The sequence below is a fragment of the Niallia sp. Kr1 genome (assembly GCF_050389805.1).
Taxonomy (GTDB): Bacteria; Bacillota; Bacilli; order Bacillales; family Cytobacillaceae; genus Bacillus_BD.
Map to the genome: position 1 here is coordinate 5,056,033 of NZ_CP130945.1, position 25,907 is coordinate 5,081,939.

At 38.2% G+C, this 25,907-nt stretch carries 24 protein-coding genes and 1 riboswitch; of the genes, 9 read left to right on the forward strand and 15 right to left on the reverse strand.

The features are described 5' to 3' along the window. Positions 1-148: 148 nt before the first annotated feature. The 9 genes from Q5760_RS25055 to Q5760_RS25095 all read right to left on the reverse strand — a co-directional run bounded on the left by Q5760_RS25055 (position 149) and on the right by Q5760_RS25095 (position 11,990). On the reverse strand, positions 149-934 hold the full coding sequence (locus tag Q5760_RS25055) for a 3-hydroxybutyrate dehydrogenase (RefSeq protein WP_428910205.1): 786 nt from the start codon (positions 932-934) through the stop codon (positions 149-151). Between the two features lie 80 nt (positions 935-1,014). Then, positions 1,015-2,457, reverse strand: coding sequence for a GntP family permease (locus tag Q5760_RS25060; protein ID WP_428910206.1), 1,443 nt, complete (start codon positions 2,455-2,457; stop codon positions 1,015-1,017). Between the two features lie 206 nt (positions 2,458-2,663). Continuing rightward, positions 2,664-3,848 carry an acetyl-CoA C-acetyltransferase gene (locus Q5760_RS25065; RefSeq protein WP_428910207.1) on the reverse strand — a complete coding sequence of 395 codons (1,185 nt, stop codon included), beginning with the start codon at positions 3,846-3,848 and terminating at the stop codon, positions 2,664-2,666. Between the two features lie 224 nt (positions 3,849-4,072). Then, positions 4,073-4,720: a CoA transferase subunit B gene (locus tag Q5760_RS25070; protein ID WP_428912688.1), complete on the reverse strand. Its 648-nt coding sequence runs from the start codon at positions 4,718-4,720 to the stop codon at positions 4,073-4,075. 8 nt (positions 4,721-4,728) lie between these two features. Then, positions 4,729-5,388 (reverse strand): acetate CoA-transferase subunit alpha, encoded by a 660-nt coding sequence (gene atoD / locus Q5760_RS25075; RefSeq protein WP_428910208.1) that lies wholly within the window; start codon positions 5,386-5,388, stop codon positions 4,729-4,731. Positions 5,389-5,828: 440 nt separating this feature from the next. Then, complete coding sequence (locus Q5760_RS25080) at positions 5,829-7,493, reverse strand: sigma-54 interaction domain-containing protein (RefSeq protein WP_428910209.1); 1,665 nt, start codon at positions 7,491-7,493, stop codon at positions 5,829-5,831. A gap of 77 nt (positions 7,494-7,570) precedes the next feature. After that, positions 7,571-8,503, reverse strand: coding sequence for a 3-hydroxyacyl-CoA dehydrogenase family protein (locus tag Q5760_RS25085; protein ID WP_428910210.1), 933 nt, complete (start codon positions 8,501-8,503; stop codon positions 7,571-7,573). Between the two features lie 180 nt (positions 8,504-8,683). Beyond that, positions 8,684-9,853, reverse strand: a complete 1,170-nt coding sequence (locus tag Q5760_RS25090; protein ID WP_428910211.1) for a TraB/GumN family protein — start codon at positions 9,851-9,853, stop codon at positions 8,684-8,686. A gap of 364 nt (positions 9,854-10,217) precedes the next feature. Then, positions 10,218-11,990: a methyl-accepting chemotaxis protein gene (locus Q5760_RS25095; protein WP_428910212.1), complete on the reverse strand. Its 1,773-nt coding sequence runs from the start codon at positions 11,988-11,990 to the stop codon at positions 10,218-10,220. Positions 11,991-12,306: 316 nt separating this feature from the next. On the opposite strand from Q5760_RS25095, the gene thiS reads away from it, so the two are divergent. From thiS to Q5760_RS25120, 5 genes are read left to right on the forward strand one after another with little or no spacing between them, the layout of a single operon-like run. Beyond that, entirely contained in the window at positions 12,307-12,501 is a 195-nt protein-coding gene (thiS, locus tag Q5760_RS25100) for a sulfur carrier protein ThiS (protein ID WP_428910213.1), read from the forward strand. Between the two features lie 3 nt (positions 12,502-12,504). Continuing rightward, positions 12,505-13,308 carry a sulfur carrier protein ThiS adenylyltransferase ThiF gene (gene thiF, locus Q5760_RS25105; RefSeq protein ID WP_428910214.1) on the forward strand — a complete coding sequence of 268 codons (804 nt, stop codon included), beginning with the start codon at positions 12,505-12,507 and terminating at the stop codon, positions 13,306-13,308. Between the two features lie 16 nt (positions 13,309-13,324). Beyond that, positions 13,325-14,107, forward strand: coding sequence for a thiazole synthase (locus tag Q5760_RS25110; RefSeq protein ID WP_428910215.1), 783 nt, complete (start codon positions 13,325-13,327; stop codon positions 14,105-14,107). Positions 14,108-14,112: 5 nt separating this feature from the next. Then, positions 14,113-15,267, forward strand: a complete 1,155-nt coding sequence (gene thiH, locus Q5760_RS25115; RefSeq protein ID WP_428910216.1) for a 2-iminoacetate synthase ThiH — start codon at positions 14,113-14,115, stop codon at positions 15,265-15,267. Positions 15,268-15,278: 11 nt separating this feature from the next. After that, a complete protein-coding gene (locus tag Q5760_RS25120; protein ID WP_428910217.1) occupies positions 15,279-15,860 on the forward strand; it encodes a thiamine phosphate synthase in 582 nt (193 codons plus the stop codon). A gap of 564 nt (positions 15,861-16,424) precedes the next feature. Here the strand turns inward: Q5760_RS25120 and Q5760_RS25125 are convergent. Together Q5760_RS25125 and Q5760_RS25130 are read right to left on the reverse strand one after the other, a co-directional pair. Continuing rightward, positions 16,425-17,075, reverse strand: a complete 651-nt coding sequence (locus Q5760_RS25125; RefSeq protein ID WP_428910218.1) for a response regulator — start codon at positions 17,073-17,075, stop codon at positions 16,425-16,427. After that, on the reverse strand, positions 17,076-17,903 hold the full coding sequence (locus Q5760_RS25130) for a sensor histidine kinase (RefSeq protein WP_428910219.1): 828 nt from the start codon (positions 17,901-17,903) through the stop codon (positions 17,076-17,078). A 323-nt stretch (positions 17,904-18,226) separates the two neighbouring features. Here Q5760_RS25130 and Q5760_RS25135 point away from each other — a divergent pair, with 323 nt between their 5' ends. The 4 genes from Q5760_RS25135 to Q5760_RS25150 all read left to right on the forward strand — a co-directional run bounded on the left by Q5760_RS25135 (position 18,227) and on the right by Q5760_RS25150 (position 21,626). Next, positions 18,227-19,504 carry a right-handed parallel beta-helix repeat-containing protein gene (locus tag Q5760_RS25135; protein ID WP_428910220.1) on the forward strand — a complete coding sequence of 426 codons (1,278 nt, stop codon included), beginning with the start codon at positions 18,227-18,229 and terminating at the stop codon, positions 19,502-19,504. Further along, positions 19,501-20,037, forward strand: a complete 537-nt coding sequence (locus Q5760_RS25140; protein ID WP_428910221.1) for a nitrous oxide reductase accessory protein NosL — start codon at positions 19,501-19,503, stop codon at positions 20,035-20,037. The genes Q5760_RS25135 and Q5760_RS25140 overlap by 4 nt, the downstream gene beginning before the upstream one ends. Before the next feature lie 84 nt (positions 20,038-20,121). After that, the gene (locus Q5760_RS25145) at positions 20,122-20,934 is read left to right on the forward strand and encodes an ABC transporter permease (RefSeq protein WP_428910222.1); all 813 of its coding nucleotides are present in this window, start codon (positions 20,122-20,124) and stop codon (positions 20,932-20,934) included. Continuing rightward, a complete protein-coding gene (locus Q5760_RS25150; RefSeq protein WP_428910223.1) occupies positions 20,931-21,626 on the forward strand; it encodes an ABC transporter ATP-binding protein in 696 nt (231 codons plus the stop codon). Before Q5760_RS25145 ends, Q5760_RS25150 begins: the two co-directional genes overlap by 4 nt. Before the next feature lie 87 nt (positions 21,627-21,713). On the opposite strand, the gene Q5760_RS25155 is transcribed toward Q5760_RS25150, so the two are convergent. From Q5760_RS25155 to Q5760_RS25170, 4 genes are all read right to left on the reverse strand, one after another. Continuing rightward, positions 21,714-22,745: an ABC transporter substrate-binding protein gene (locus tag Q5760_RS25155; RefSeq protein WP_428910224.1), complete on the reverse strand. Its 1,032-nt coding sequence runs from the start codon at positions 22,743-22,745 to the stop codon at positions 21,714-21,716. Then, positions 22,745-23,494: an ABC transporter permease gene (locus tag Q5760_RS25160; protein WP_428910225.1), complete on the reverse strand. Its 750-nt coding sequence runs from the start codon at positions 23,492-23,494 to the stop codon at positions 22,745-22,747. Before Q5760_RS25160 ends, Q5760_RS25155 begins: the two co-directional genes overlap by 1 nt. Further along, positions 23,491-24,264: an ABC transporter ATP-binding protein gene (locus tag Q5760_RS25165; protein WP_428910226.1), complete on the reverse strand. Its 774-nt coding sequence runs from the start codon at positions 24,262-24,264 to the stop codon at positions 23,491-23,493. The genes Q5760_RS25160 and Q5760_RS25165 overlap by 4 nt, the downstream gene beginning before the upstream one ends. A 136-nt stretch (positions 24,265-24,400) precedes the next feature. Further along, positions 24,401-25,678: an acetylornithine deacetylase gene (locus Q5760_RS25170; protein WP_428910227.1), complete on the reverse strand. Its 1,278-nt coding sequence runs from the start codon at positions 25,676-25,678 to the stop codon at positions 24,401-24,403. A 93-nt stretch (positions 25,679-25,771) separates the two neighbouring features. Next, positions 25,772-25,873: riboswitch (TPP riboswitch) on the reverse strand. Between the last annotated feature and the right edge of the window lie 34 nt (positions 25,874-25,907).

Sequence of the window (25,907 nt, forward strand, 5' to 3'; positions counted from 1 at the left end):
CAAAGTTGAAATCTACAATTAATACTCGAATTATGTAGAAAAGTTTTTGTCAAAAAAGCAGACATTAATCTAACTTCAAAAAACTGATACTTTATTATGGGAAAGAATCCTATTCAATCGACTGAATAGGATTCTTGTAAAGCGTATATTATTGAGCTGTGTATCCACCATCTAATACAACAGCTTGTCCGGTAATTCCTGCTCCACTTTCACTAGCTAAAAAGATTGCATAATTTGCAATTTCAGATACTGATAGTAATCTCTTTTGTGGAACCATTCCCAAAATGGCATCCTCAAGAGCACTTTTTTCACTTATGTTTCTTGCCTTTGCTAAGTCAGCAATTTGACCACGGACAAGCGGTGTATCCACATATCCAGGACATAAGGCATTAACGGTAATACCATCTCGAGCACTTTCTAATGCGGCTACTTTTGTTAAACCAATTACTCCGTGTTTTGCACTGTTGTAACCAGCTTTTCCAGCAAAGCCAATCAATCCATTAATGGAAGCCATATTAATAATTCTTCCTGATTTTTGGGCTTTCATAATTGGGAATACGTTTTTAATCCCAATAAATGAACCTGTTAACATCACTTTAATTAATTTTTCATATACGGCTGTTGGGAATTCTTCGATCGGCGCTACATATTGGAATCCTGCATTATTAATCAAGATATCAATTGTACCGTAATGATTTTTTGCAGCTTCAATTGCATTTTTAAACGCATCTTCATCCGTTACATCACATGGAGCGGAAAAGGCTGTTAATCCTTCCTCATTTAACGCTGATGCTGTTTCATCACATTTTTCAGCATTCATATCTGAAATAACAACCTTTGCACCCTCATGGGCAAATTTCTTTGCTATTTCTAAACCAATTCCACTTGCCGAACCTGTAATAAACGCTGCTTTTCCCTCTAATGTTTTTGTCATGTTGACCTCTCCCTTTATCTATTTATTTTCGTAATAGGTGTCCAACACCCCATGAGTTTTAATTACCTAAAAAATTGTTATTATACAAGTCCAAACCAAGTGTAAAGAGCAATGATTACGAATACAGCTAAAGTTTTAATTACAGTGATTGCAAGGATATCTTTATATGACTGTTTGTGTGTTAAGCCCGTAACAGCAAGAACTGTGATAACAGCTCCGTTATGTGGAAGAGTATCCATACCACCTGATGCCATTGCAACAACACGGTGCATGACTTCTGGTGGAATACCTGCTGCTGCAATTGCCGCTTGATATTGTGCACCCATTGCACTTAATGCAATACCCATACCACCTGATGCTGATCCAGTCATACCTGCTAGTGCACTTGTTGTAACCGCACCATTGACAAGCGGGTTAGAAAATGCACCGCCTAGTCCATTACTAACGGTTGCAAATCCTGGTAATGCTGCAATAATTCCACCAAATCCATATTCAGATCCTGTGTTCATAATGGCAAGCAATGCTCCACCGATACTTGTATTTAGACCTGCTTTTAGACCTGTTTTAACCTTTTTGAAATCATAAGCAATAGAGGTAATAATCCCTACTATTAATGCTAGACCAACCGCCCAAATAGCTGCATTTTTTGCAACATCGACTGTATAATCTGCTATACCTAAATCAGCGAAATCAAATCCATTTGGATACCATCCTGGAATTGCCTTTGTTAACCACATATTCATGACAGCTACAAGAATAAGTGGTACAAAAGCTAAAATTTGTCTTAATACAGTTCCATTCGAATTTAAATCTGCTGAAGGTTCATCAACTTCGTCCTGTTTAACCGCTTCAAGGGCAGCTGCTGTCTCGTCGGCAAATCCATAATAACCTTCCCCTGCCTTAGCAGCAGATCTCTTTCTCCACTCTAAGTAGGCTAAACCAGCAGATAGTACAATGATAGCTCCAATAATACCTAGTGTTGGTGCAGCATAAATATCTGTTCCAAAGAATGAAATAGGAATAACGTTTTGGATTTGTGGTGTACCTGGTAATGCATCCATTGTAAAGGTAAATGCACCTAGTGCAATGGTACCTGGGATAAGTCGTTTTGGAATATCTGCTTGTATAAATAATTTTTTAGCAAATGGATAAATAGCGAATACGGCTACGAATAAACTTACACCACTGTAGGTTAAAATGGCTCCTAATAAAACAACTGTCAACATTGCTTGTTTAGCACCAATTAATTTTGCGATTGTTTTCGCGATGGATTCAGCAATCCCTGACATTTCAACGACTTTACCAAAAATAGCGCCTAGTAAAAAGACTAGAAAATAGCTTTGAATAAAACCAACCATTTTTGGCATGAATACACCTGAATAGAATGGTAGTACGTTAGCTGGATCAATCAGGAATACAGCTAGTAATGCACAAAGTGGTGCCATTAATATTACTGAGAATCCCTTGTATGCAGTAAACATTAATAAACCGAGTGAAAGTAAAATTATAAATAAATCCCACATAGTAACTCCCCCAGAAAGAATGTTATATTCGCTCTTTATAGAGCAAATGTATACAACACTTTTCCCTCTCCGATTTTTTATTTTGATAAAAGTAACACATTAATTGAATACATACAGGTTTAATCGATCATACTGCTAAAATTCAATTTTCTATTCTAGCAGTATGATCTTACTAATCTAGTATGTTTAAATTAAAAAACTATATCCTACTTTTCTATTTCAAGTACAGTTGCAATTCCCATACCGCCACCAATACATAATGTGGCTAAGCCATAGTGTGACTCTTGGCGTTTCATTTCATGTAATAATGTCACGATAATCCGTGCACCACTGGCACCAATTGGGTGTCCTAAGGCAATCGCACCGCCATTAACATTTAACTTTTCATTTGGAATTTCTAGATCCTGACCAACTGCTAATGCTTGTGCAGCAAATGCCTCGTTTGCTTCTACTAAATCCATATCTGCTAGAGATAGTCCAGCTTTTTCCAAAGCCTTTCTTGTCGCAGGAACAGGTCCAATTCCCATGATACTTGGATCTACACCCGCAGCTCCCATACCACGAAGTACAGCCAATGGTTTAACCCCTAATTCCTCTGCCTTTTCACGGCTCATTAGCACGAGTGCAGCCGCTCCATCGTTAATACCCGAAGCGTTACCAGCTGTAACGGTTCCCTCTTTCTTGAATGCCGGTTTTAATTTTGCCAATGCTTCAGCTGTTACACCTGCACGCGGGAATTCATCAGTGTCAAATACAATTGGATCACCTTTACGCCGTGGAATCACAACGGGTACAATTTCGTCTTTGAATTTTTCATCTTTAATCGCTGCTTCAGCCTTTTGTTGGCTCCAGGCTGCAAATTCATCTTGCTGCTGGCGAGTTAAATCCCACTTTTCAGCAATATTTTCTGCTGTAACACCCATGTGATAATCATTAATCGCACATTGTAATCCATCCTTAATCATACTATCAATGATTTTTCCATCCCCCATACGGTAACCAGTACGTGCTTTAGGTAAGATATATGGTGCCATGCTCATATTTTCCATACCACCAGCCACAACAATGTCTGCATCACCTAATTGAATCGATTGAGCGGCTAAATGAACAGCCTTCATCCCAGAGCCACATAATTTATTAATAGCGGTTGCGCATACTTCAATTGGTAGTCCAGCTTTTAAAGCGGCTGTACGAGCAGGTCCCTGACCAAGTCCAGCTTGTAGAACATTCCCCATGATCACTTCATCGACTTGCTCACCATTAATTCCTGCTCGATTTAAAGCTTCTTTAATAACAACTGCACCCAGCTCTGTTGCTGGTGTATTGCTTAACGTTCCTCCAAAACTACCGATTGCTGTACGAACAGCACTGACAACGACTACTTCACGCATTCTATTTCCTCCTAATTTAAAAGTGTAAGCGTCTTCGGAACAAAAGTTCTTTTGTTCCTGTGAAGCAAATTCAAGGAAGCTTTCCCTAATGTGCTCGCCCCCGACCGATAAAGAAAACTCTCCGGCTGGCAAGTTTGTGACCTCGAGGGGGAAGCGCTGGAGCTAGATATCTCATCTAACTTAAAAGCTTATACTTTCTTACCTACAAAACTTTGAAACTATGATTAAACAAGGTTTGAACTAACGGTAAAGGTAGCGCCTGTTTTTACCTTCACTTCTTCTAGCGTAACCCCATCTTGAAGCTCTTCTAGAACTAATCCTTCTTTTGTTACACGGAAAACCGCTAACTCTGTAACAATGACATCTACAACACCTTTTCCGGTTAACGGTAATGTACATTGTTCTAGAATTTTAGATCCACCTTTTTTCGTACAATGTTCCATGGCCACGATCACCTTTTTGGCACCTGTCACTAAGTCCATTGCGCCGCCCATACCAGGAACCATCTTTCCAGGAACCATCCAGTTCGCAATGTTTCCATGCTTATCTACTTCAAGTCCACCTAATACTGTTACATCAACGTGTCCACCACGAATTAATTCGAATGAAAAGCAACTATCAAAGAACGCACCACCAGGTAAAATACCTGACGGTTGACCTCCTGCATTGACTAAATCGGGGTCTTCTACTGTTACAGGACCTAGCCCAATATAACCATTTTCAGATTGAAGGATGACGTTAACACCTTCTGGTAAATAATTGGGAACCATTGTCGGAAGCCCAATGCCAAGATTAACAACATCTCCATCCTTCATTTCCTTTGCCACACGAGCTGCGATAATTTGTTTGGCTGTCATTTGTGGGGGTGCCATGGTTACCATTAGTGATTACCTCCTTGAACGATTATTTTATCTACTAATATTCCTGGAGTCATAACTTCATCAGGATCAATTTCTCCCACTTCAACTAAGTTTTCGACCTCTACAATAACCGTGTCTGCTGCCATTGCCATCAGGGGATTAAAGTTACGAGCCGATTTATGATAAACTAAGTTCCCTGCCGTATCAGCCTTATAAGCTTTTAGAAGTGCCACATCTGCACGAAGTGGCGTTTCTAGTAAAAACTCTCGACCATCTACAGTTATTTTTTCCTTACCTTCTTCTACAACGGTACCTACACCTGTTGGAGTTAAGATTCCACCGAGTCCAGCACCACCAGCACGTACACGCTCAGCTAATGTTCCTTGAGGAACTAATTCAACATTTAATTCGCCAGCAATCATTTGTCTTCCAGTTTCTGGATTCGTCCCTATATGGGAAGCAATCACCTTTTTACACTTCCTATTCACAATGAGCGGACCTACACCTGTTTCTATGAAAGCGGTATCATTAGCGATCAAGGTAATATCTTTTACATCTGCTTCACCGATTGCTTGTACAAGGGATTCTGGAGTTCCAATTCCCATAAATCCTCCAGCCATAACTGTCATTCCATCTTTAAACACTGATGAAACTTCCTCCATTGAAATGACTTTACTCATTCCGGAGCACCTCCAATATATGATGAACTAATAGTTTAGTAAATTAACTAACACAAATTAATAATGCAATAACCGTGCCAACTTTAATTTTTTGTTGAAAAAGGGATACTTTTTTCTTTACCTTTTATGATCATCCCGTGATTTATACAATCCTTTTAATATTATTCGACAAAATTTGGAAATAGCTATTCATCTTTTTATCCCACATATAAAGAGTGGATCCTCAAATAAATTAGGGATACCGCCCTTGTTTTGTTCGGTTATCCTTACACTTTAGTTTTTAAACGATTTATTTGTACGTAATTCCTTACACTTAAGCGTTTTCAATCAAAATATTGTAAGGTTTTCCGTACATCTATCTCGTTTTGTCTCCACAAACAGGGACATTTGGGTAAAAAAAATGGCTGTATCTATCAAGATACAACCTTTAATTTCTATTGTTATAAACCATACTTATTCATCTTTTCATAGAGCGTTGTTCGACTAATTCCGAGCATTTTCGCGGTTTCTGATTTGTTTCCATTCATCATTTCTAAATAATTGATAATGGTATTTCGTTCTGTTTCCTCCATCACTTCAGCCAAAGATAAATTGACTGTTGGCCTTTTATACCCTCTGATTTCTTCAGGCAAATGATCAGAAGTAATGATTTCGTCTACTTCTACCATGTTTAAAGCCCGCTCAATTGTATTTTCTAATTCACGAATATTTCCAGGCCACGAATAAGAGGATAATAGCCGTAATGCACGGTCACTTATTCCTTCTATTCTCTTGTTCATTAAGATCTGATACTTTTGAAGAAAATGATGGACAAGCGATATAATATCTTCATTCCGCTCACTTAATTTCGGAACATATATCGTCATTACTTTTAAACGATAGTATAAATCGAGTCGGAATTCTCCCTTTTCAACCATCTCCTCAAGATTTCGGTTTGTAGCGGCAATAATTCTTACATCAATCGGGATGGTCCTAGTAGCACCAATTCGTTCGATTTCCCTCTCTTGTAAAACCCGGAGTAATTTAACTTGCATATGCAAAGGTAATTCACCAATTTCGTCAAGAAAGATTGTTCCCCCATCAGCCGCTTCAAATTTACCCATTTTACCGCCTTTTTTAGCCCCAGTAAAGGATCCCTCTTCATAACCGAATAGTTCTGATTCTAGTAATTCTGGAGGGATTGCTGCGCAATTCACCTTGATAAACACACCCATAGCACGCTTACTGTCCCTATGAATGGAATGGGAAAATAATTCTTTCCCTGTACCACTTTCACCTAAGATCAATACATTAGAATCGCTCTTTGCTGCTTTCTTTGCTTGTTCTTTGGCTTCCAAAAAGGTCGGACTTTTTCCAATTAAACTATCGAAGGTATATGTCGCCTTGTTTCTCTCCTTAAATTCACCTTTGTACCTGTTTAGTTCTTTTTCAAGCGAGTGAACTCTTTTTGTGAGAGAATTTAATTGATTGAGATTTTTAAATAACACTTTTCCCACTGCACCAATGACTTTTCCATCCTTAACCATCGGAATACGAGTAGCAATCATATAGTTTCCATTAATTTTTTGTAGTTGCGCGACTTCCTCTTTACCTGTTTGTGCAACAATATGCATCCGAGAATTTTCAATGACTTCTGTTACATGCTTTCCTATCGAGCTTTCTTGGTCAACGCCAAGAAAATCAGCATAGGGACGATTTAGCATTTGTACAATGCCGTCTTTATCAACAACAACCAAGCCGTCATACGTATAATCGATGATATCCTTAAATGGTAATTCCTGTTGACGTTCGATTAGCAATCCATCATCCTCAGTGGAAGTAACCAAATATACCTGATATATTTTGGAAGCCAAAGTAAGACATTCTTTTCTTACAATGATATCGATTTCATTAAACTGTAGTAGGGTACTCACTGACTCTTCCAGTTTCTCTAAGCTATTTGTAAATAAATCGAGTTCGGAATCATTCTGATTCAATTTATCAAACACAAACTGATTGCAATAGATCATTTTATTATGATGATCTGTTACTAACACTCCAACAGCCATTTTGTTATAAAGCGCTTCCATTATTTCCAACAGGACGGTTTCTTTTTCAATAGTCACCTAGACCCTCCTTAATTTCTCGCCATATAGCAACATTATAACATAAGGGAACCTAGGGTCATTTCTCCACTTTATTCCTAATTAGATTTTATTTCCCCTAGTTGAATAAAATATCGGTCACGGGCGTCTAGCTTTTCTGTGACTTCATTTTCCTTATATATAAAGATTCCTTCGCCAGTCTTTGTTCCTAACTTATTTTGTGAAACCAATTTGTTAATCACATCGGGTGCTCCTTTACGATCATCTAAATCAGGCGCCACATTATCAAACACTCGCTGCCATGTATCAAGTCCACCAAACTCCGCAATTTCAATGGGGCCCGTAAAAGCCCAGCGAAAACCAGGTCCATCGGTTACAGCCATATCAATGTCCCGTGCATCTGCAACACCTTCTTTTAATAAATAGAAAGCTTCACGCATTAGAGCTGTTTGCAAACGGTTAGCAATAAATCCTGATATCTCCTTTTTGAGAAGTACAGGGGATTTTCTAATACTCCGAATAAGCTCCATTGTTGCTTGTACAACTTCTGGTTTTGTTTTTTCATGTTTTACGAGCTCAACAAGTGGAACTAAATGACCTGGATTAAAAAAGTGCGTAATCATCATACGGTCTGCGAATGATGATTTCTCCATTAACTTTGTAATCGGAAAAGTGGATGTATTCGAAGCAACAATAGTACCCTCCTTCATAAGAGACTCTAATTGATCAAACAAATCCCATTTCATTTCAATCACTTCGGGTATGGCCTCAAGGATAAAATCTGCGTTTTGAACCGATTGTTGTAAATCAACATGATAAGTAATATTACCTAAAGCTACTTCTTTTTGTTCCTCTGTAATTGCGTTTTCCTCGACCATCACAGTGAGATTCTCAGCAATTCTCCCTTTGGCCCTTATTAAAAATTCTTCTTTAATATCATTGATAATGACCGAATAACCATATACGGCAAACGATTGTGCAATCGAACTTCCCATTACACCTGAACCAATAATCGTTATATTTTTTAACATATCAAAATCCTCCCTATATCGTTGTATCCTATCCATAAATCTTACATGCAAGGATTATGCCAAGAAAACGAATAAAGGTTTCCCATAATAAAAATAAGACATTAAATGATTCATTCAATAAAAAAATAAAAACTACTGAACAAATAAGAAATCATTCAATAGTTTTTATCGACATTACATCTAGAAATTACTCAAGAATAACCGTACGACATCAGCAGCCCCAATAAATGTTCCTAATGAGCTACCAATATTGGCCATTACGACAACAAGGAGAATTCTTGTTACTTTGTTATTCCAGAACCCTTTAATGGTATGAACATCAGTAGCAAGACTTTCAAAATCCCTAACGTTCGGTTTACGAACAAGAGCTTGTACAAAACCTGTAAACCATCCAGCTGCTGTTATTGGATCTAAAGCCGTGATAGGAGCAGCAACAAAGGCTGTCAAAATGGTTAACGGATGTCCAAATGCCAGTGCTGTTCCTAGTGCCGAAAGGGAGCCATGCCAAAGGAACCAGCTTAATGTCTGCTGTAAACCTGCTTGCGGGTTGGTATAAAATGTATAAGCGATCATTGCAATAATAAGTAAAGGAATCGTCCAACCGATGATTTTAGGCCACTTTGATTTAGTAGGCGGTCTTGAAATAGCATCAAGATCATGGTCTTCATAAATGACCTTTGTAATCCCAGGTACATGGGCTGCTCCTAAAACCGCAACCACCTTTTCTCCTGGGGCCTCTTTAATTTTCTGCGATAAATATTGATCCCGTTCATCAATCAAAGGCGTTTTTAATCTTGGAAAATGCTCAGTAAAATCGCTTAATACCGAATTAAGCATATCCTGGGATTTCATTTTTTCTAATTCTTCCTCCGTAATCTTTTCATTGCTGAAGATACTAAGGATTATCTGCGAAATGAGTTGGGCTTTGCCCCATAATCCGACATTATGCCAGATGCGCGAAAAAGTAACTTGAATATTTCGATCGGCTAATACAAGTTTAGCTCCAATTTCCTCAGCTGACTGAATCCCTTGAATCATTTCTTGACCTGCATCAATTCCTAGTTGACTAGCCATTCTTTTCTGAAATGAAGATAATGCCAAGTTGATTAGAAGGACTGCCGCTTTTCCTTCCTTAACCACTTTAAATATATCCATATCCTTCCACTTATTACCGTCAACAATGGATTGATAGCGCTGCTCATCCAGTTCAATACAAACCGAATCGGGTTTTTCCCTTTCAATCACTTCCTTTACCTGCTGAGCACTTTGCTTGGATACATGGGCCGTACCAATTAAAATAATTTCCTTGCCATCTAGATTTAATCTCGTAATATTTGCTTCTTCCGACATATACGACCTTCCTTTGAAATCTAGCTAAAATTTGTAGTTACAATATTCAATAAAGATGTAATACTTATCCTTAAATAATAACCTACAAACAGCCTAATATGAAACTAATTTCCATATAATGATAACCTTTTAACGAAAATTTAACTTACGTTAACCGTTAGCAATAAAAAAAGGCAGGTTCCTTTGCTGGCTTTACCTTCCACTCAAATTCTTCCTTTATGATATTCAATAATTTCTTTTACGATTGTAGGACCTATTTTTTTGGTATGGTTAAAAAGTTGGAAAAGAAAGTATGAAGGGGCAATCCCTAAATATGCTACAGCACATTTTGGATCGCCCCTTTCCTATTTTGGGTACCTTTTTACTAATCACTTACTTGAAAACGTTTTGTCATAGCGGATAATGATTGAGATACCTGGTTTAAAGATAGACCAATTTCATTCGTGCTTTCCATTTGAATGATTTGATTTTCACTTGAAGCCAGCATTTCCTCTGCACTTGCCAATGTTTCTTGAGAAACGGATAAAAAGCTATCCGCTGTTTGCTCTAGTTGTGGCATAATTCCATTTAAATCCTGCAACTTACCTTGCATCCCTTGAAGTTGTTTACTGACTTCAGATATTTCCGCCATTAATTCATCAAATGAAATTTTCGATTCGTTCGCCATTTGTAAGTTATTTTTAATTTTGGATAGCATCTGTTCGAATTCTTGGGAGGCCCCTACCGTAATGTTTTCCATCTTTAAAATCGATTGCGAAATCTCTTCTGTTGCATTTGTTGACTGCTCCGCCAAGTTACGAACTTCTTGAGCAACTACAGCAAATCCCTTCCCAGCATCTCCAGCACGAGCAGCCTCAATGGAAGCATTCAAGGCAAGTAATTTTGTCTGTTCAGCAATTCCATTTACTAACCCTACTAGATTTGTAATTGAAAAGGAAAAGTCTTTTACCTGCTTAATCGTTTTTGTTAAATTATCAAAGTCTTTCTCAAAGGAATGAATCGTTGAAATTAATTCATCCATACTTTTCTCACCACGATTAGCTGAAAGGTTCATATGATCGGCACTGTCAAAGACTTTTTCCATATTATTCATGGTGTCCTCAATCATATTTTTCATCTTTCTAAAGCTATTTGCACTATCCTCTGAACTGCTTGCTGTTTGTTCTGCACCCTGACGAACGATATTAATAGACTCAACTAATTCTTGACTCGATGTTAACGCCTCACCTGATGCTTGTTCTAATTCAGATCCTTTATTTTCTAGTTCTTTCGTCGTTTCTTTTAACTCATGTAGCATCCCACTGATGTGACCAATCATAGCATTATAACTTTTTTGCAAGGATGCAATTTCAGGGATAGTTGTCTTAATATCGGTTGAATGTTGAAATTTCCCCTCTCTTACTTCCCTCATCGTATTACGTAGTTGATTTAATGGCTTCGTCAATGTTCTTACGAAAAGGATCGTGACAATCGTTGTCACAATAATACTTGCGGCAATAATGACTAATGAAAAATAGGCCATACTGTTTACAGGTTCCATATAGGAATCGGTAGGAATCAGCAATCCGTAAATACCACCAATCTCACTGATATCGTGGAAGGCAATGGTATAATCAACACCATTCAACGTTTCATGGAAAACGCCATTTTTGGTCTCACTCATCGTATTAACCATTCTTTCCGGAATATCTGGTATTGATTCTTTACTCACATTAAATGGAATGACTTCTTTATTAGCAATATAAAAGAAGTCAGAGCTGATTCCATCTGAATCAAGCTTTTCTTGTTGTTGACGAACGTTACTTTCAAGTTGCTGCATAAAATAACCTTCATCACTTACATAGACAAACTTAAGAAATTCTGCAATATATCCCATCAACTCGGCTTCTCTTTGTAATCGATTTTCGATAGTTTCCATCGTCGTTTCCTTTGCTTTTACATACGAGCTAACACCGACAATACAAACAGAAATCATCAATAATGAAACAAATAAGATAAATAGTCTAGCTCCTAAATTTACCTTTTGAGATAATGATGAAAGGATACTAGGCTTGTCTTTACGATGCTTTACTTTACTAGGTTTTGATTTCTTTCTTTTCGAATCCGGCATACTTTTACGCAATGGTCTTAACTTCAAAATGAATACCCCCAACACCTCATACTAACGACCTATACCAAATTATACAGACTATTTGTTAATTTACTGTAAATAATGTGTAAATTAGAAGGATTTAAACTATTTTTTTATTACTTATTTACGTACTCTTTTCTAGGAAAGGTATAACATCAATGATTCTACTAAAATCATATAGCCCCTTGACATTTTATCTGAAGTTTCCTATAATTCAAGTAATCAATTTTATAAAAGCAAAGCACAAAATGGGGAACACCACCGAAAGGGTGTTACTTGTTTTGTGCTTTTTTTTGTAAACCAAGCACAAGGAGATGAAAAAATGAAGGTTAACGGGACTTTAGAATCACTAGAAAAAGAAATCACTCTATATAACTATTTAACAAGTAAAGGTTTTGATTTAGCAAAAATTGCCGTTGAACAAAACGGGCAAATTGTACCGAAAAAAGAATATCAAAATATATATCTTGAGGACCAAGATACGTTAGAAATTGTTCAATTTGTTGGAGGAGGTTGAACCGTGCAAATTATAATCAATGGAAAAGAACAACAAACATCTTATAAAACAGCATTCGAAGTTCGAGACGCAATGGGTAAACAAGATGATATTTTGATCCTAAATGGATTCCAAATTGCCGAAGATTGTCCACTCAAAGAAAATGACACCCTTTCCATTATTCGCAAAGGTGTGATGCCGAATAAAGCGGAATTAGAAAGTATGATGGTCGCTCGCCATACACCAAATGTTCACGAGAAGCTTAAAAAAGCAAAAGTAGGTATTGCCGGTCTTGGAGGACTGGGATCCAATATAGCGGTGATGCTCGCACGAATTGGCGTAGGTCATCTACTATTAGTTGACTTTGACATCGTCGAGCCAAGTAATTTAAATCGCCAAAATTACTATGTAAGACATTTGGGAATGCCTAAAACATTAGCTTTGAAAGAACAAATTGAAGAAATCAACCCATTCATTAAAATTGATACGGAATTGGTGAAAATTACAGAGGATAATGTTGCCGCCCTTTTTAGCGACTGTGATGTGATTTGTGAAGCCTTTGATAAAGCTGATCAAAAATCAATGCTCATCAATACGGCATTAAGTGAGTTGCCTGAATCTAAAATTGTTTGCGGAACCGGATTAGCTGGATATGAAAGTTCCAACTTAATTCGAACGGCTAGACCCATGGAGCGCCTATATGTTTGCGGAGATTTAGTCAATGAAGCAAAAGTTGGTCAAGGGTTAATGGCACCGCGCGTCCAAATTTGTGCTGGACATCAAGCAAATATGATCCTCCGCTTATTAGTCGGAGAAGAAGAAGTATAAGAAAGGAGTTTTACGAATGAAAGAAACATTAACGAAAGATCCATTAATTATTGGAGGGCACCAGTTTAACTCTCGTTTTATTTTAGGTTCAGGGAAGTTTTCATTAGATTTCATGAAAACCGTGATCCAACACGGAGAAGCAGAAATGGTGACTCTAGCTTTAAGAAGAGCCAATACAGCAGGCGAAGAAAATATCCTTGACTATATTCCAAAAAATATTACATTACTCCCAAATACATCAGGAGCAAGAACAGCAGAAGAAGCAGTCAGAATTGCTCGTTTGGCAAGGGAGATTGGCTGTGGGGATTTTGTTAAAGTAGAGGTAATTTCAGATTCAAAATATTTACTACCTGATAACCAGGAAACAGTCCGCGCCACTGAAATGCTTGCAAAAGATGGATTTATCGTGATGCCTTATATGTACCCAGATTTATATGCAGCAAGAGCCTTGGTAGATGCTGGGGCTGCCGCGGTCATGCCCTTAGGTGCTCCGATTGGCAGTAATAAAGGACTCTGTACAAAAGAATTTATTCAAATTTTAGTCGACGAAATTGACCTTCCAATTATTGTGGACGCAGGGATCGGACGCCCTTCACAAGCTTGTGAAGCAATGGAAATGGGGGTTGATGCGGTTATGTCTAACACAGCGATTGCTACAGCTAACGATGTTTCCTTGATGGCTAGTGCCTTTAAACAAGCGATTCAATCCGGTCGTGAAGCCTATCTAGCTGGTCTAGGCAGAGTACTAGATTTAAAGGCTGAGGCATCAAGTCCCTTAACAGGATTTTTGGAGGATTGAGTGAGATGGTGATGAAAAAAGTCGATCATATGCAATATCAAGAAGGCATGGAAATCATACAATCTGATTTAATGAACAAAGTATTGTCAACGGTTGAGAAATACGATTGTACCCTTTATACAAACCGTGATGTCGAGAGAGCTTTAAGCAAGGACCATCTTTCACTTGAAGATTATGGAGCCCTTCTCTCTCCGGCTGCACTTTCTTATTTAGAGGAAATGGCCGTGAAAGGAATGGCCGAAACGAAAAAGCACTTTGGCGATAATGTTTCGTTGTTTACCCCTTTATATATTGCAAATTACTGCCAAAATGAATGTGTCTATTGTGGATTTAAGGCAACCAATAAAATCCAACGAGCAGTCCTCAATTATGATGAAGCCGAAGAAGAACTGAAAGCTATTGCCTCTACTGGGTTGGAGGAAATCTTGCTTCTTACTGGGGAATCCCGTTATAAATCAGACGTTGAGTATATCGGAAAAACCATTAAACAAGCAACGAAATATTTTAAAACGGTGGGGATTGAAATTTATCCTTTGAATGTGGATGAATACGCCTACCTTCACGAATGTGGTGCCGACTTTGTATCGGTCTATCAAGAAACGTATAATCCTGATACGTACGAAAAGGTTCATTTATGGGGTTCAAAGCGAATTTTTCCATATCGTTTTTATGCTCAAGAGCGTGCTTTATTAGGTGGGATGCGTGGTGTTTCCTTTGGTGCATTACTGGGTTTAGATGATTTCCGTAAAGATGCCTTTGCAGCTGGCTTGCATGCAAAACTGATTCAACAGAAATATCCGCATGCTGAAATTGGCTTCTCGGTCCCACGAATTCGTCCTTATATTAATAACGCAGACAATAACTCAAAAGATGTTCATGAAAAACAGCTTTTACAAGTGATGCTTGCTTACCGTTTATTCATGCCTTTCGCTGGAATTACAATTTCTACTCGTGAGAGAGCAGGATTTCGTGATCATGTCGCAGGAATGGTGGCAAATAAAATGTCTGCAGGCGTAAACGTTGGAGTGGGCGGTCATGAGGAAGAACAAAAAGGCGACCAACAGTTTGAAATCTCCGATGAACGGAGTGTGGCGGAGGTCCACCAAATGCTTGTCAGCAAAGGATTACAACCCGTTTACACAGATTACATTCGAGTGTAGGTGCTTGGTCAATGATTATTTATGTAACTAACCGCAAGCTTTGTAAATGTAATTTTTTGAAACAAATTCAACAGTTGGCAATGGGGAAACCACACGGAATTATGTTACGTGAAAAAGACATGGACGATGATGAATATGAAAAGCTTGCCTCTAACATAATGGAAGTTTGCAAAGTTTATAGTGTCCCACTACTAATCAATCAAAATATGAAAGTGGCTCAAAAACTAAAGAACCCAAATATCCATTTGTCCATGACAAACTTAAGAAACCATTACGACGAGATTGATTCGTTTGTAAATATTGGTGCATCCGTCCATACTGTTAGTGAAGCAGTAGAGGCTGTTTCACTAGGGGCAACCTACTTAATTGCTGGACACATCTTTTCAACAGATAGTAAAAAGGGCGTTCCGCCTAGGGGACTTACTTTTTTAAAAAATGTATGTGAATCTGTGACAGTTCCCGTCTTTGCCATTGGTGGCATCAAACGAAATCATGTACATGAGATTAAGGCTATGGGCGCTAAGGGAGTATGTATTATGTCTGAAGCAATGACAAGTGAGGAACCTGTTACACTGAGTCAAGCCTTTCGTTAAATATAGTTGTGTGAAATGGACTAATTTCTTGTTTCTGGCTAATACTCTGTCCGTTTGAGGCGCTCTATCGGACTTCATTCTATGGATTCAGACCTGCAATGTCCGTTTGGAGCGCTCTATCGGACTTCATTCTATGAATTCTGACCTGCTCTGTCCGTTTGGAGTGCTCTATCGGACTTCATTCTATGAATTCTGACCTGCAATGTCCGTTTGGAGCGCTCTATCGGACTTCATTCTATGGATTCAGGCTTGCCCTGTCCGTTTGAGGCGCTCTATCGGACTTCATTCTGTGGATTCAGGCTTGCCCTGTCCGTTTGAGACGCTCTATCGGACTTCATTCTATGAATTCTGACCTGCTCTGTCCGTTTGGAGTGCTCTATCGGACTTCATTCTATGAATTCAGTCTTGCCCTGTCCGTTTGAGGCGCTCTATCGGACTTCATTCTATGAATTCAGTCTTGCTCTGTCGTTTGAGACACTATAGCAAACTGCAAGGTGACCGTGTTATCATGACCAGCCTCCAATCGAAATCCACTTTTTTCACTTCGATCATTGGTCTTGTCACCTACGTTTGCTCATTCATCAATCCCTGTTGAAAAGCATAACTGGCGAGTTGCACCCGATTGTCTAGGTGGAGTTTCCCTAATATATTTTTCAGATGGCTTTTTACCGTATGCTCCGAAATAAAAAGATTTTCAGAGATTTCCCGATTGGATAACCCTTTGGCCACTAATCGTAATACTTCTAACTCTCGAGAAGATAATGGGGTTTTCTTTTCGGTTCTTTCTTGATTCTGTGGAAATTCCTTCAAAATTTGAAAGGCAATTTCTTTAGACATAGGAACCTCATCTAAAGCAAAAGCTCTCAAATGCTCTACCCATGTTTCTGATACAATATTTTTTAGTAAATAGCCTTGTGCCCCCTTCTTTAAGGCATCAAATAAATCGGTAATATCATCAGAAACGGTAATCATGACAATTTTTACATAAGGAAATTTCAATTTGATTCTTTTTGTCGCTTGGAGTCCATCCATAACGGGCATTTGAATATCCATCAAAATGATATCCGGCATTAATTCTTCAGTAAGATTAATGGCTTCTTGTCCATTCTTCGCTTCCCCAATAATTTGAAAGTCCTCATAGTCTTCAAGAATTTCTCGAATTCCTTCTCTTGCATGGGCATGGTCATCAACAATAAGGATTCGAAAAGCCTGCATCTATATTCCCTCCTTTTTTATTTCAACGATGGTTTTCTGGTTAGTTGTCTTAATCGAAAATTCCCATTCCATATCTCTCGCTCGATTTTGAATAATTTGTAGTCCATAACCCTTTCCTCGTTGAAGCGTTTCATTGGTGAATCCTATTCCACAATCCTTTATTTGGCAGATCCACCCATTCTCTATTTCCTGCGCCACTATCCACACTTGATTGGTTTTGGCGTGTTTAATCACGTTCATCACCGCTTCTTTTATACAGGCAAATAGCTCTACCTTTTCCTTGGGTGTTAACGTATTTTCTTTAATTTCCCATTCTAAATGGACATCCATTAGATGTTGATTCTTAAGCTCTTTTACATACTGATAGATCGTGTCCGTCCAACTAAAGGGGGGTTCATTTGGTAGATATTTAAGGTTTGTAATTGCCTGGCGTGTGTCTTCATGAATATGTTGAAGCGTTTGTTTAATCCTTTGAAAATCAGAATCCTGATTAAGTTGATTCTTTTTCCCAAACTTATTTACCTTCACCGACAATAAAAACAATGATTGAGCAATTCCATCATGAAGTTCCCTCGCCAAATTTTCTCTTTCGATGAGTGCAGCTTTCTTTGCCTTTTCCCTTTCTAACTCCTCATGCATTCTTTCCAAAATCGAAAACAAATGTCGTAAAAAAACAAGAGTTACCATAAAGACCAATATTGGCGAAAGATAGTTACCCATTTCCATTGAGATATACAATAGAAGAAACTCATGTCTTATATATTCCCATAGGGCAATCGTAACAGTTGGAAGGGTTAGGATCAGCCATTTAATTTGTTTGTACTTCATATCCTCACCACTTTTCTAGTATAGGGTTCTCCTACCTCTATTTTATCGTTTATTCAAACTTTTTTAATAATTTAACCCTCAAATCACTCCATTGAGGTATTTTTTATTATTCACATTGTATTTATAATTTCTAATAGAAGAGTATGTTGAAATCGCTCACTTTTCTATAAAGGGTTTAAGATCTTCATACCTTTGGTTACTATATTAAAACTACATAAATATAATATTTTGTTTTACAATCACATTTATTTTAACTGATTTAATCATTAAATTTCATTTTTAAGACTTGAAATGAAATCAATAGGAGGGAGGAATATAAAGCAATGAGAATCACTTATGGCATCATGTTTCTTCTCTTATTATCTGTATACTTGCCCTCATCGGCTGAGGCTACTACAAACTCCTTACAATCGAAAATTGACGGAGCAAACCCGGGAGCTACGATTGAAATTCAAGAAGGAGAGTACGAGGAAACACTCCTTATTTCTAAACCTCTTACTTTGGTTGGAAAAGGTGACGTTCTTCTTCGCTCCTGTGATGTCCAGCCCCTTTTGGCGATCAGTGGGGAATCTGTTACCGTAAAAAATATAAATCTAGAACACTGTGGGGAAAATAATGAAGACACCGCTATCTATGTCAGTGGCTCTAATCACGTTCTCGATGGACTTCGTATTGAAACGAAGCGTTTTGGTATAAGACTAGATGAAGCCAATGGGATTACCATTAAGGATAGCGAGATTGTTGGTCGTCGGAAAGGAAACGGGGTTGATTTATGGAGATCCAATCGAAATCAGCTTGAAAACCTGAACATATCCAATGTCTCAGATGGAATCTATTTAGAGCAAAGCAACGAGAACCTTTTGCGCAATAATACGATCCAAATGTCCCGTTATGGAATGCATCTTATGTTTTCAAATGATAATCTTCTAAGCGAAAATACATCTCAATCAAATGTCACTGGCACCATGGTAATGGAGTCAAAGCGGACCTCCATACACGATAATCGTTTTTACTCCAATAAAAATAATGTGAATTCACAAGGTTTGTTGCTTTATTTAACTTCTGATACGGAAGTAACGAATAATGAATTTAACGCCAACCGAGTGGGCGTTTATATTGAGGAGGCTGAAAATAACCATATCAATACGAACAAAATCATGAATAATTTTATTGGGATCCAGTTTTTGAATGCGAATGGAAATAAAGCCGTAAATAATACCTTCGTTGGAAATGTCAATGCAGCACAAGCGATCTCAAGCTCAAATAATAAAGTCAATGGGAACTACTGGGATACCGCGAGCAAGGTAGATATAGATGGAACTGGAAAGAGTAACATTCACTTTACAGCCGACCCCTATTTTCTTACGTTAACAAATGCTGTACCTGAATATGGGCTGTTTTTCCAAGCCCCAGGATTAATCTTACTTCAAAATTTATTAAAGAGTCCGCCAGAACAGATTTTAACCGATCATGCCCCTTTAATGGATATGACGTTAGAGGTAGAGAGAGAAACATCCTCTTACTCTGGTTTATGGATAATGAGTGCCGTCATGATTTTAGCTAGTCTTAGTCTATTTTTACTTGGGAGGAAAAGAAGATGAAGAACAAGAACTTTCTGCTAATTGGATTAATCGGATTTGTTTTACTACTTGCTGCGTGCGGCAACGATGAGGTTCAACCAGTTGAGATTCAAGAAGCAACCGAAACTTGTGAGGTCTGCAATATGGCGGTAATGGATAATCAACATGCTACCCAAATTGTTTTAGAAAACGGGAAATCGATCGTTTTTGACGATATCGGCTGTATGAATGAATGGATGGATTCTAATCAAGATGAAAAAATTTCCGCAAAATTTGTTCGTGATTACAATGACAAAGAATGGATTTTAATGGATGATGCTACATATGTATTCAATCAATCAATTAAAACTCCAATGGCTTATAATGTACTATCCTTTAAAGATCAAGCTAGTGCAGACACATTTGCTGCTGAAAATGACGGCAGTACTGTCATGAACGCAACAGAATTAGCTCAACATAGCTGGGAGCGAAACCATGAAATGATGCAAAATATGAAAATGGAAAACCACTCCCATTCAGAAACAACTGAAACAGATAGTAATATGTCACATTAATAGATTAGGGTCTGTTCTTTACAGGGACTGACCCTCATTTTATTCATGTTGTTCTCTATCCTTTTTAAGAAATGAGGTATGACCATGTGGAATATTTGGCGCTCAGAACTGCGCATGACGGTACGACAGCGCTCCTACTATTCTTTGTTAATCTTGTGGGTTTCTGTCATATCACTCTTATTTTTATTACAAGCAAGCGCTCCTTCTTTAACAGGGTACACAAGCATGACAGGAACGGTCGTAAATATTGCCTTGTACATCATTCCATTGTTCATGCTAATCATCGGTTCCTTTTCAATTGCGAATGAAATGGAAAATGGTCAATGGCGGTTGTTAACCTCGTATCCTTTGCCATCTATTTCTTATATCATTGGAAAAATAGGTGGTCAATTTACGGCCCAAGCCATTGTTTTTACCTTTAGTTATGGGATTAGCCTAGCAATAGGTCTTATTGGTCAAAATGGCTTTTCTAGCGAATGGCTCCTATCCATCTATTTTTTCTCAATGATTCTGATATTCTTCTTTCTCGTCATTGGCATAACCGTGGGTTGCATCGTATCCACAAGGTGGCAGGCATTAACGATTTCTGTGATCATTTGGTTTTTCCTCATTATGATCTGGCCCACTGCATTGATTAGTATTTTAGGGTTGGTACCGTACCCGTGGATTGCCCCTTTAATGAAGATTGGTTTATATTTGAATCCTGCTGAATTCATCCGTGTATCATTTGTTCTGTTATTTGATGGTGGATCCGTCTTCGGACAGGCATATGATTCACTAATGACTTACCTAGACTCTGGATTTGGAATATATGTCAGCATTTTATATTTCATCGTATTTCTAACATTGATGGTATTGTTTTCAATGATTATGTTGGAATGGAGGAAAAGACGATGACCGAGTTAAAAGTAGAAAACGTTTCAAGAGTTTACAAGAAAAAAACCGCATTGTATCCATGCTCTTTTGAAGCAGTAGAAGGCACATGTATCGTATTATGCGGTGGGAACGGTGCTGGTAAAAGTACATTGCTCCAAATCATCGCAGGTGTTCTTTATCCAACGAGCGGTAAAACCTCCATCAATGGGAAAGATATAAAATATGATCGGGAAAATTATTTAAAAGAAATTGGTTTTATGCCAGATGATTTTCATGCTCAGGAAATGATGACTGTAGAGGAATTCCTGTCCTTTTACGGAGCTTTGCGAAAGGTGAAGAGGGAGCGAATAGACGAAGTGATGAATTTGGTCGGTCTTTATGAGAAAAAACGTGAGTTAGTAAAAAGTCTATCCAAAGGCATGCGTCAGCGCCTTCTATTTGGTCAATCTCTATTAGATCAACCCCATGTTTTGCTACTTGATGAACCAACAAATGGACTGGATCCCTATTGGGTAAATCAATTTGTTAAAATCATAAATGAGATTAAAAAAAGTGGAACCATCATTGTTTTTTCAACCCATATGATGGATGTTGCAGCGGAAACCGGAGACACCATTTTATTTATGAAACAGGGACAAGTAATTCAAACGATTAAAAATGAGAATACTGTAGAAGAAACTACAATGAAATTAATGAAACTTCACCGCCAATAGAAAAAGAGCCTAGTACAGTACCGACTCCCATAAGTTAGATTTAATACTCTCTTTTAGGGGTCCCCACCACCACTAGGCTCTTTACCACTATTCTTCTATATTCACTATAAGATCACTGACATTTGGAACTTCCTTAATTAACCCTGTTTCCTTTAACCAGTTGGCAACTTCTGTCCATGTTTCCTCGTTTTGTGTACCAAACTGTACACCGCCTTCTTCCATTTTCGGAAGTAGAACTTCTAAACTTTCTTTTTCAACTTCTTCTACTAATGGGAAATTCGCTTGATCTTGATTGTTTAATAGAACTTCGAGCGCCTCATCTGGATTTTCCTTCATAAACTGGAATCCTTTTTCTGCTGCTCTCCAGAAAGCTTGAATAGATTCTTTTTCTTTTTCCCATGTATCCTCACTTGTGATTAAGACAATTTCATTATAGCTAGGTACTCCATAATCGACTAGATTAAAATAACGAGTGTCAAATCCATTATGTTCTAGGACTGGTACTTCATGGTTAATATAGGCTCCAATTACCGCATCTACATTTTCCGTAACGAGAGAGGAGTTCAATTCAAAGCCAACGTCAATCATTTCTACTTTCTTTATATCACCGCCATCATGGGAAACAATTGTTTCAAGCAACGCCTCATTTAAAGGAATCCCCGGGTAGCCTACTTTTTTGCCTTCTAAATCCTTAGGGGATTGTATCGAACTATCGGCAGGAAATACGGTATAATTAGTCGGAGACTGAACAATCGCCGCTACCGATTTTACAGGTACATTTTCATTGACCTTTGCCATAATCACATCTGGTTGATAATACAATCCTAATGTAACCTTTCCCGCAGCCGCTAACGTTAATGGATCTGTTGTATTGGCCGGGAATTGAATATCCACTTTCAAACCTTCCTCTTCAAAATAACCTTTTTCCTGAGCTACATATAAATAACTGTGAACCGCATTTGGATACCAATCTAGCATAATACTGACTTCTTTCAGTTCTTTACCCTTTTCAGATGTTTGATCTTTGTCTGTTGCTTCTATACTTGTTGAGTTGCTACCGCAAGCTGCTAAAAACAATAGTAATAATAACCCCATGCTTATTGAAACTAATTTTTTCATCATTGTTTTCTCCATTTCAAACATATTTTTTCTATCCCTATTACAAGTAAAAATAATAAAATCCCCACAGCTGCTAAAATGACAATGGGGGCAAACACAGCAGCCCCATCAAATTGGGTCATCATTCTCCGGCTGAAATAGCCAAGACCGGCTTGAGCTCCTAACCATTCTCCAATCGCTGCTCCAATAACACTTACGGTTACTGCTACCTTTAATCCTGAAAAGATCGACGGAAAAGCAGACGGAACATCTAATTTGAAAAAAATGTCTTTTTTCGAGGCACCCATTGTAAGCATCAATTCTTTTAAATCCTTATTCGTTGATTTTAACCCATCAAACGTACTGACCGTCAGCGGGAAAAAGGTGATCAAAAATGTAACTAATACCTTGCTCCAAATCGAATAACCGAACCAAACCACAAAAATCGGTCCTAGCGCAATGGTCGGAATCGCCTGTGATGCGATTATAATTGGATAAAACGTTCTTTCCGCTACTTTACTCATGTACATCCAGACAGCCAAACCAATTCCAATTATGATTGAGGCCAATAACCCAATCGCAATAATTAACAAGGTGGCAGGCAGGTGGACAAATAGTAAGATCTCTTTTAACTCCCATAGCTTTACAGCAATATCTGTTGGAGATGGTAAAACAAAACTTTTATTATATATTCGTGCACCTATCTCCCAGATAATTAAAAGCAGTAATAGAAAAACGCCAGATGATAGATAGGTCGAAATTCGCTTCATACACTCACCTTCTGACGAAGACGATTCATTAAGTTTTCCTTTAAAAGAGCAATCTCTGGCTGGCTAAGGTCACGGATCCTCCGTGGACGACCAAGTGGAACCTTTATCTCTTCTAGTGTGAGAATCGGATTTTTCTGTAAAATAAAAATACGGTCTGATAAAAATAACGCTTCATCAACATCGTGAGTAATAAAAAGAATCGTCTTCTTCCATTTCACCCACTGCTCTAACAGCCATTCTTGCATGGTAAATCTAGTAATGGCATCTAACGCACTAAAGGGCTCGTCCAATAGTAAAATATTTGAACCACTTAAGATCGTTCGTAAAAAAGAAACTCTTTGCTTCATCCCTCCTGATAAGTCCCCAGGATAGGCATTCTCAACTCCCTCTAAGCCAAAATCACCTAATAATTCACTAATTTCTGTTTGTGCCTCTTCTTTTCGGATTCCCTTAATTTCCAACGGCAGCATAGCATTGTCCATAATCGTACGCCACGGCATCAGTAAATCCTGTTGTGGCATGTAACCAACTTGTCCTAATCTCTCTTTCTTCATATCTCCATTTAAATGAATTTCACCCTGTGATGGCTGCTCAAGACCTGTAATTAAACGAAAAATTGTACTTTTCCCGGAACCACTTGACCCGATGATACTAACAAATTCTCCATCATGAATTTGAAAATTAATATTTTCCAATATAGGATCTTGGTCCGCTTGATCTGACCTATAATGAAAAGAGATATTCTTAAATTCTAAGACAGCTGGTTTCATGATGTAGACCACATTCCTTGTTTGGGATCTACTTCTTGTTCAAATTTGCCGGAATGATTTTGACGCCATATGGACTTTATTTTTTCTAATAAACATCTAGAACAATTCATATCTTTTATTCTCCCTATCTATTAATCTAGCTTTTTTCTGTATGAGACCATTGATAAATAAACGTCAGAAGTACCTTCGTAAATTGCACGACTTGCTCAATTGACACTTGTTCGTTAACAGCATGGGCATGATGAAGATGACCAGGACCATAAATGGCTGCTGGAATTCCCGCATGTGCAAACCAACCGCCATCGGTTACAGATGGTGAAACATCCACAATCGCTTGTTTCCTTGTCACTCCTTCATGTGCGTTCATTAACGTTTGGACCGCCTGGTGCTCAGGGTCGACTTCGAGGGAAGGAAAGATTTCACCACGATCTTCAATCATAGAAGAACCACCCCATTCAAAAATAGGTGGATTTTCTTTTAACCAAGGATCCGCTTGTGCTAGCGCAAGGATATGTTCCTCAATTTCCTTTACAACTCCCATGTACGTTTCATTTGGATAGTAGTGAACTGTAATCCATAGGCGACATTCGTCTGCAATAAAGGCTGCATGTCTTCCACCTTCAATCACAGCTGGATTGATCGTGTTCGTTCCAGGCGGAAACCCCGGATAACTTTTCATGACTGCCCAATGTCTTTCAAGTTCTTGCAGTCCACCAATGATTTTAGCCATTTTTTCAATGGCACTGGCTCCAAATAACTTTCCACCTGCATGGATCATCTCTCTACGTGTCGCATCATGAAAAGTACTCTTGCTTTTCACTGTGATCCAACCAGTTATGACACCTCCTTGACCTTGTATATGTAAATCACTTGTATCAACGACGAGGGCAAAATCAGCATGGTACCCTCGTTTACAGCATTCCAATGTTCCTGCTTCTCCGACTTCTTCACCGATTACGGATTGAAAGATTAAATCGCCAGGTAAGGAAATGCCCGCTTCATTTAATAATTGAATCGCAAATAATGCTCCTGCTAACCCGCTCTTCATATCAGCAGCACCCCGACCAATGACGACACCATCTCGAACAACGGGCGTAAAGGGATCCGTTATCCACGCTTCTCCTTCATTAATCTCTGCGACATCCATATGCCCATTAATGATTAAACTTTGATACTGATTAGGGTTCGTTCCTTTAAGAACCCCAACCACATTCGGATCTCCTGGATAAACATCCCACTTATCCACTTGGAAGCCCTTCTTCTTTAAAAAGTCGGCAATAAACTCCTGTGCTTCATCTGTGTTTCGTGCAGGTGGAGCAGGCGTTTTGAAAGAAATCAAGTCTTTTAATAATTGAACCAATTCATCTTGGCGCACATCAATTTGATTTAATAGTTTTTCCAATTGAATGCTCATCGTTAATCCTCCTAAACGCAATAAAAAAACCACTTCTGCATAAAAGAAGTGGTTTTACTAATCGCATTATTTTTCACAAAAAAAGCTTACGATCTGTTAATTGTACCACTTTCCTTCGCTAGCATTACCTAGTGCAGGTTCAAGGGTTAAGGCGACCGCCTCTCTCAGCTCTCAAAAGCACCCCTAGTGTTACTACTATGAATTTTTAATATATATATAGTTGCATAAT

Excerpts from the sequence above, each read along its gene's own strand:
- Q5760_RS25055 (WP_428910205.1), bottom strand. The coding sequence starts at position 934 with ATGACAAAAACATTAGAGGGAAAAGCAGCGTTTATTACAGGTTCGGCA.
- Q5760_RS25060 (WP_428910206.1), bottom strand. The coding sequence starts at position 2,457 with ATGTGGGATTTATTTATAATTTTACTTTCACTCGGTTTATTAATGTTT.
- Q5760_RS25065 (WP_428910207.1), bottom strand. The coding sequence starts at position 3,848 with ATGCGTGAAGTAGTCGTTGTCAGTGCTGTTCGTACAGCAATCGGTAGT.
- Q5760_RS25070 (WP_428912688.1), bottom strand. The coding sequence starts at position 4,720 with ATGGCACCCCCACAAATGACAGCCAAACAAATTATCGCAGCTCGTGTG.
- atoD (WP_428910208.1), bottom strand. The coding sequence starts at position 5,388 with ATGAGTAAAGTCATTTCAATGGAGGAAGTTTCATCAGTGTTTAAAGAT.
- Q5760_RS25085 (WP_428910210.1), bottom strand. The coding sequence starts at position 8,503 with ATGTTAAAAAATATAACGATTATTGGTTCAGGTGTAATGGGAAGTTCG.
- Q5760_RS25090 (WP_428910211.1), bottom strand. The coding sequence starts at position 9,853 with ATGTCGGAAGAAGCAAATATTACGAGATTAAATCTAGATGGCAAGGAA.
- thiS (WP_428910213.1), top strand. The coding sequence starts at position 12,307 with ATGAAGGTTAACGGGACTTTAGAATCACTAGAAAAAGAAATCACTCTA.
- Q5760_RS25110 (WP_428910215.1), top strand. The coding sequence starts at position 13,325 with ATGAAAGAAACATTAACGAAAGATCCATTAATTATTGGAGGGCACCAG.
- thiH (WP_428910216.1), top strand. The coding sequence starts at position 14,113 with ATGGTGATGAAAAAAGTCGATCATATGCAATATCAAGAAGGCATGGAA.
- Q5760_RS25120 (WP_428910217.1), top strand. The coding sequence starts at position 15,279 with ATGATTATTTATGTAACTAACCGCAAGCTTTGTAAATGTAATTTTTTG.
- Q5760_RS25125 (WP_428910218.1), bottom strand. The coding sequence starts at position 17,075 with ATGCAGGCTTTTCGAATCCTTATTGTTGATGACCATGCCCATGCAAGA.
- Q5760_RS25130 (WP_428910219.1), bottom strand. The coding sequence starts at position 17,903 with ATGAAGTACAAACAAATTAAATGGCTGATCCTAACCCTTCCAACTGTT.
- Q5760_RS25135 (WP_428910220.1), top strand. The coding sequence starts at position 18,227 with ATGAGAATCACTTATGGCATCATGTTTCTTCTCTTATTATCTGTATAC.
- Q5760_RS25140 (WP_428910221.1), top strand. The coding sequence starts at position 19,501 with ATGAAGAACAAGAACTTTCTGCTAATTGGATTAATCGGATTTGTTTTA.
- Q5760_RS25145 (WP_428910222.1), top strand. The coding sequence starts at position 20,122 with ATGTGGAATATTTGGCGCTCAGAACTGCGCATGACGGTACGACAGCGC.
- Q5760_RS25150 (WP_428910223.1), top strand. The coding sequence starts at position 20,931 with ATGACCGAGTTAAAAGTAGAAAACGTTTCAAGAGTTTACAAGAAAAAA.
- Q5760_RS25155 (WP_428910224.1), bottom strand. The coding sequence starts at position 22,745 with ATGAAAAAATTAGTTTCAATAAGCATGGGGTTATTATTACTATTGTTT.
- Q5760_RS25160 (WP_428910225.1), bottom strand. The coding sequence starts at position 23,494 with ATGAAGCGAATTTCGACCTATCTATCATCTGGCGTTTTTCTATTACTG.
- Q5760_RS25165 (WP_428910226.1), bottom strand. The coding sequence starts at position 24,264 with ATGAAACCAGCTGTCTTAGAATTTAAGAATATCTCTTTTCATTATAGG.
- Q5760_RS25170 (WP_428910227.1), bottom strand. The coding sequence starts at position 25,678 with ATGAGCATTCAATTGGAAAAACTATTAAATCAAATTGATGTGCGCCAA.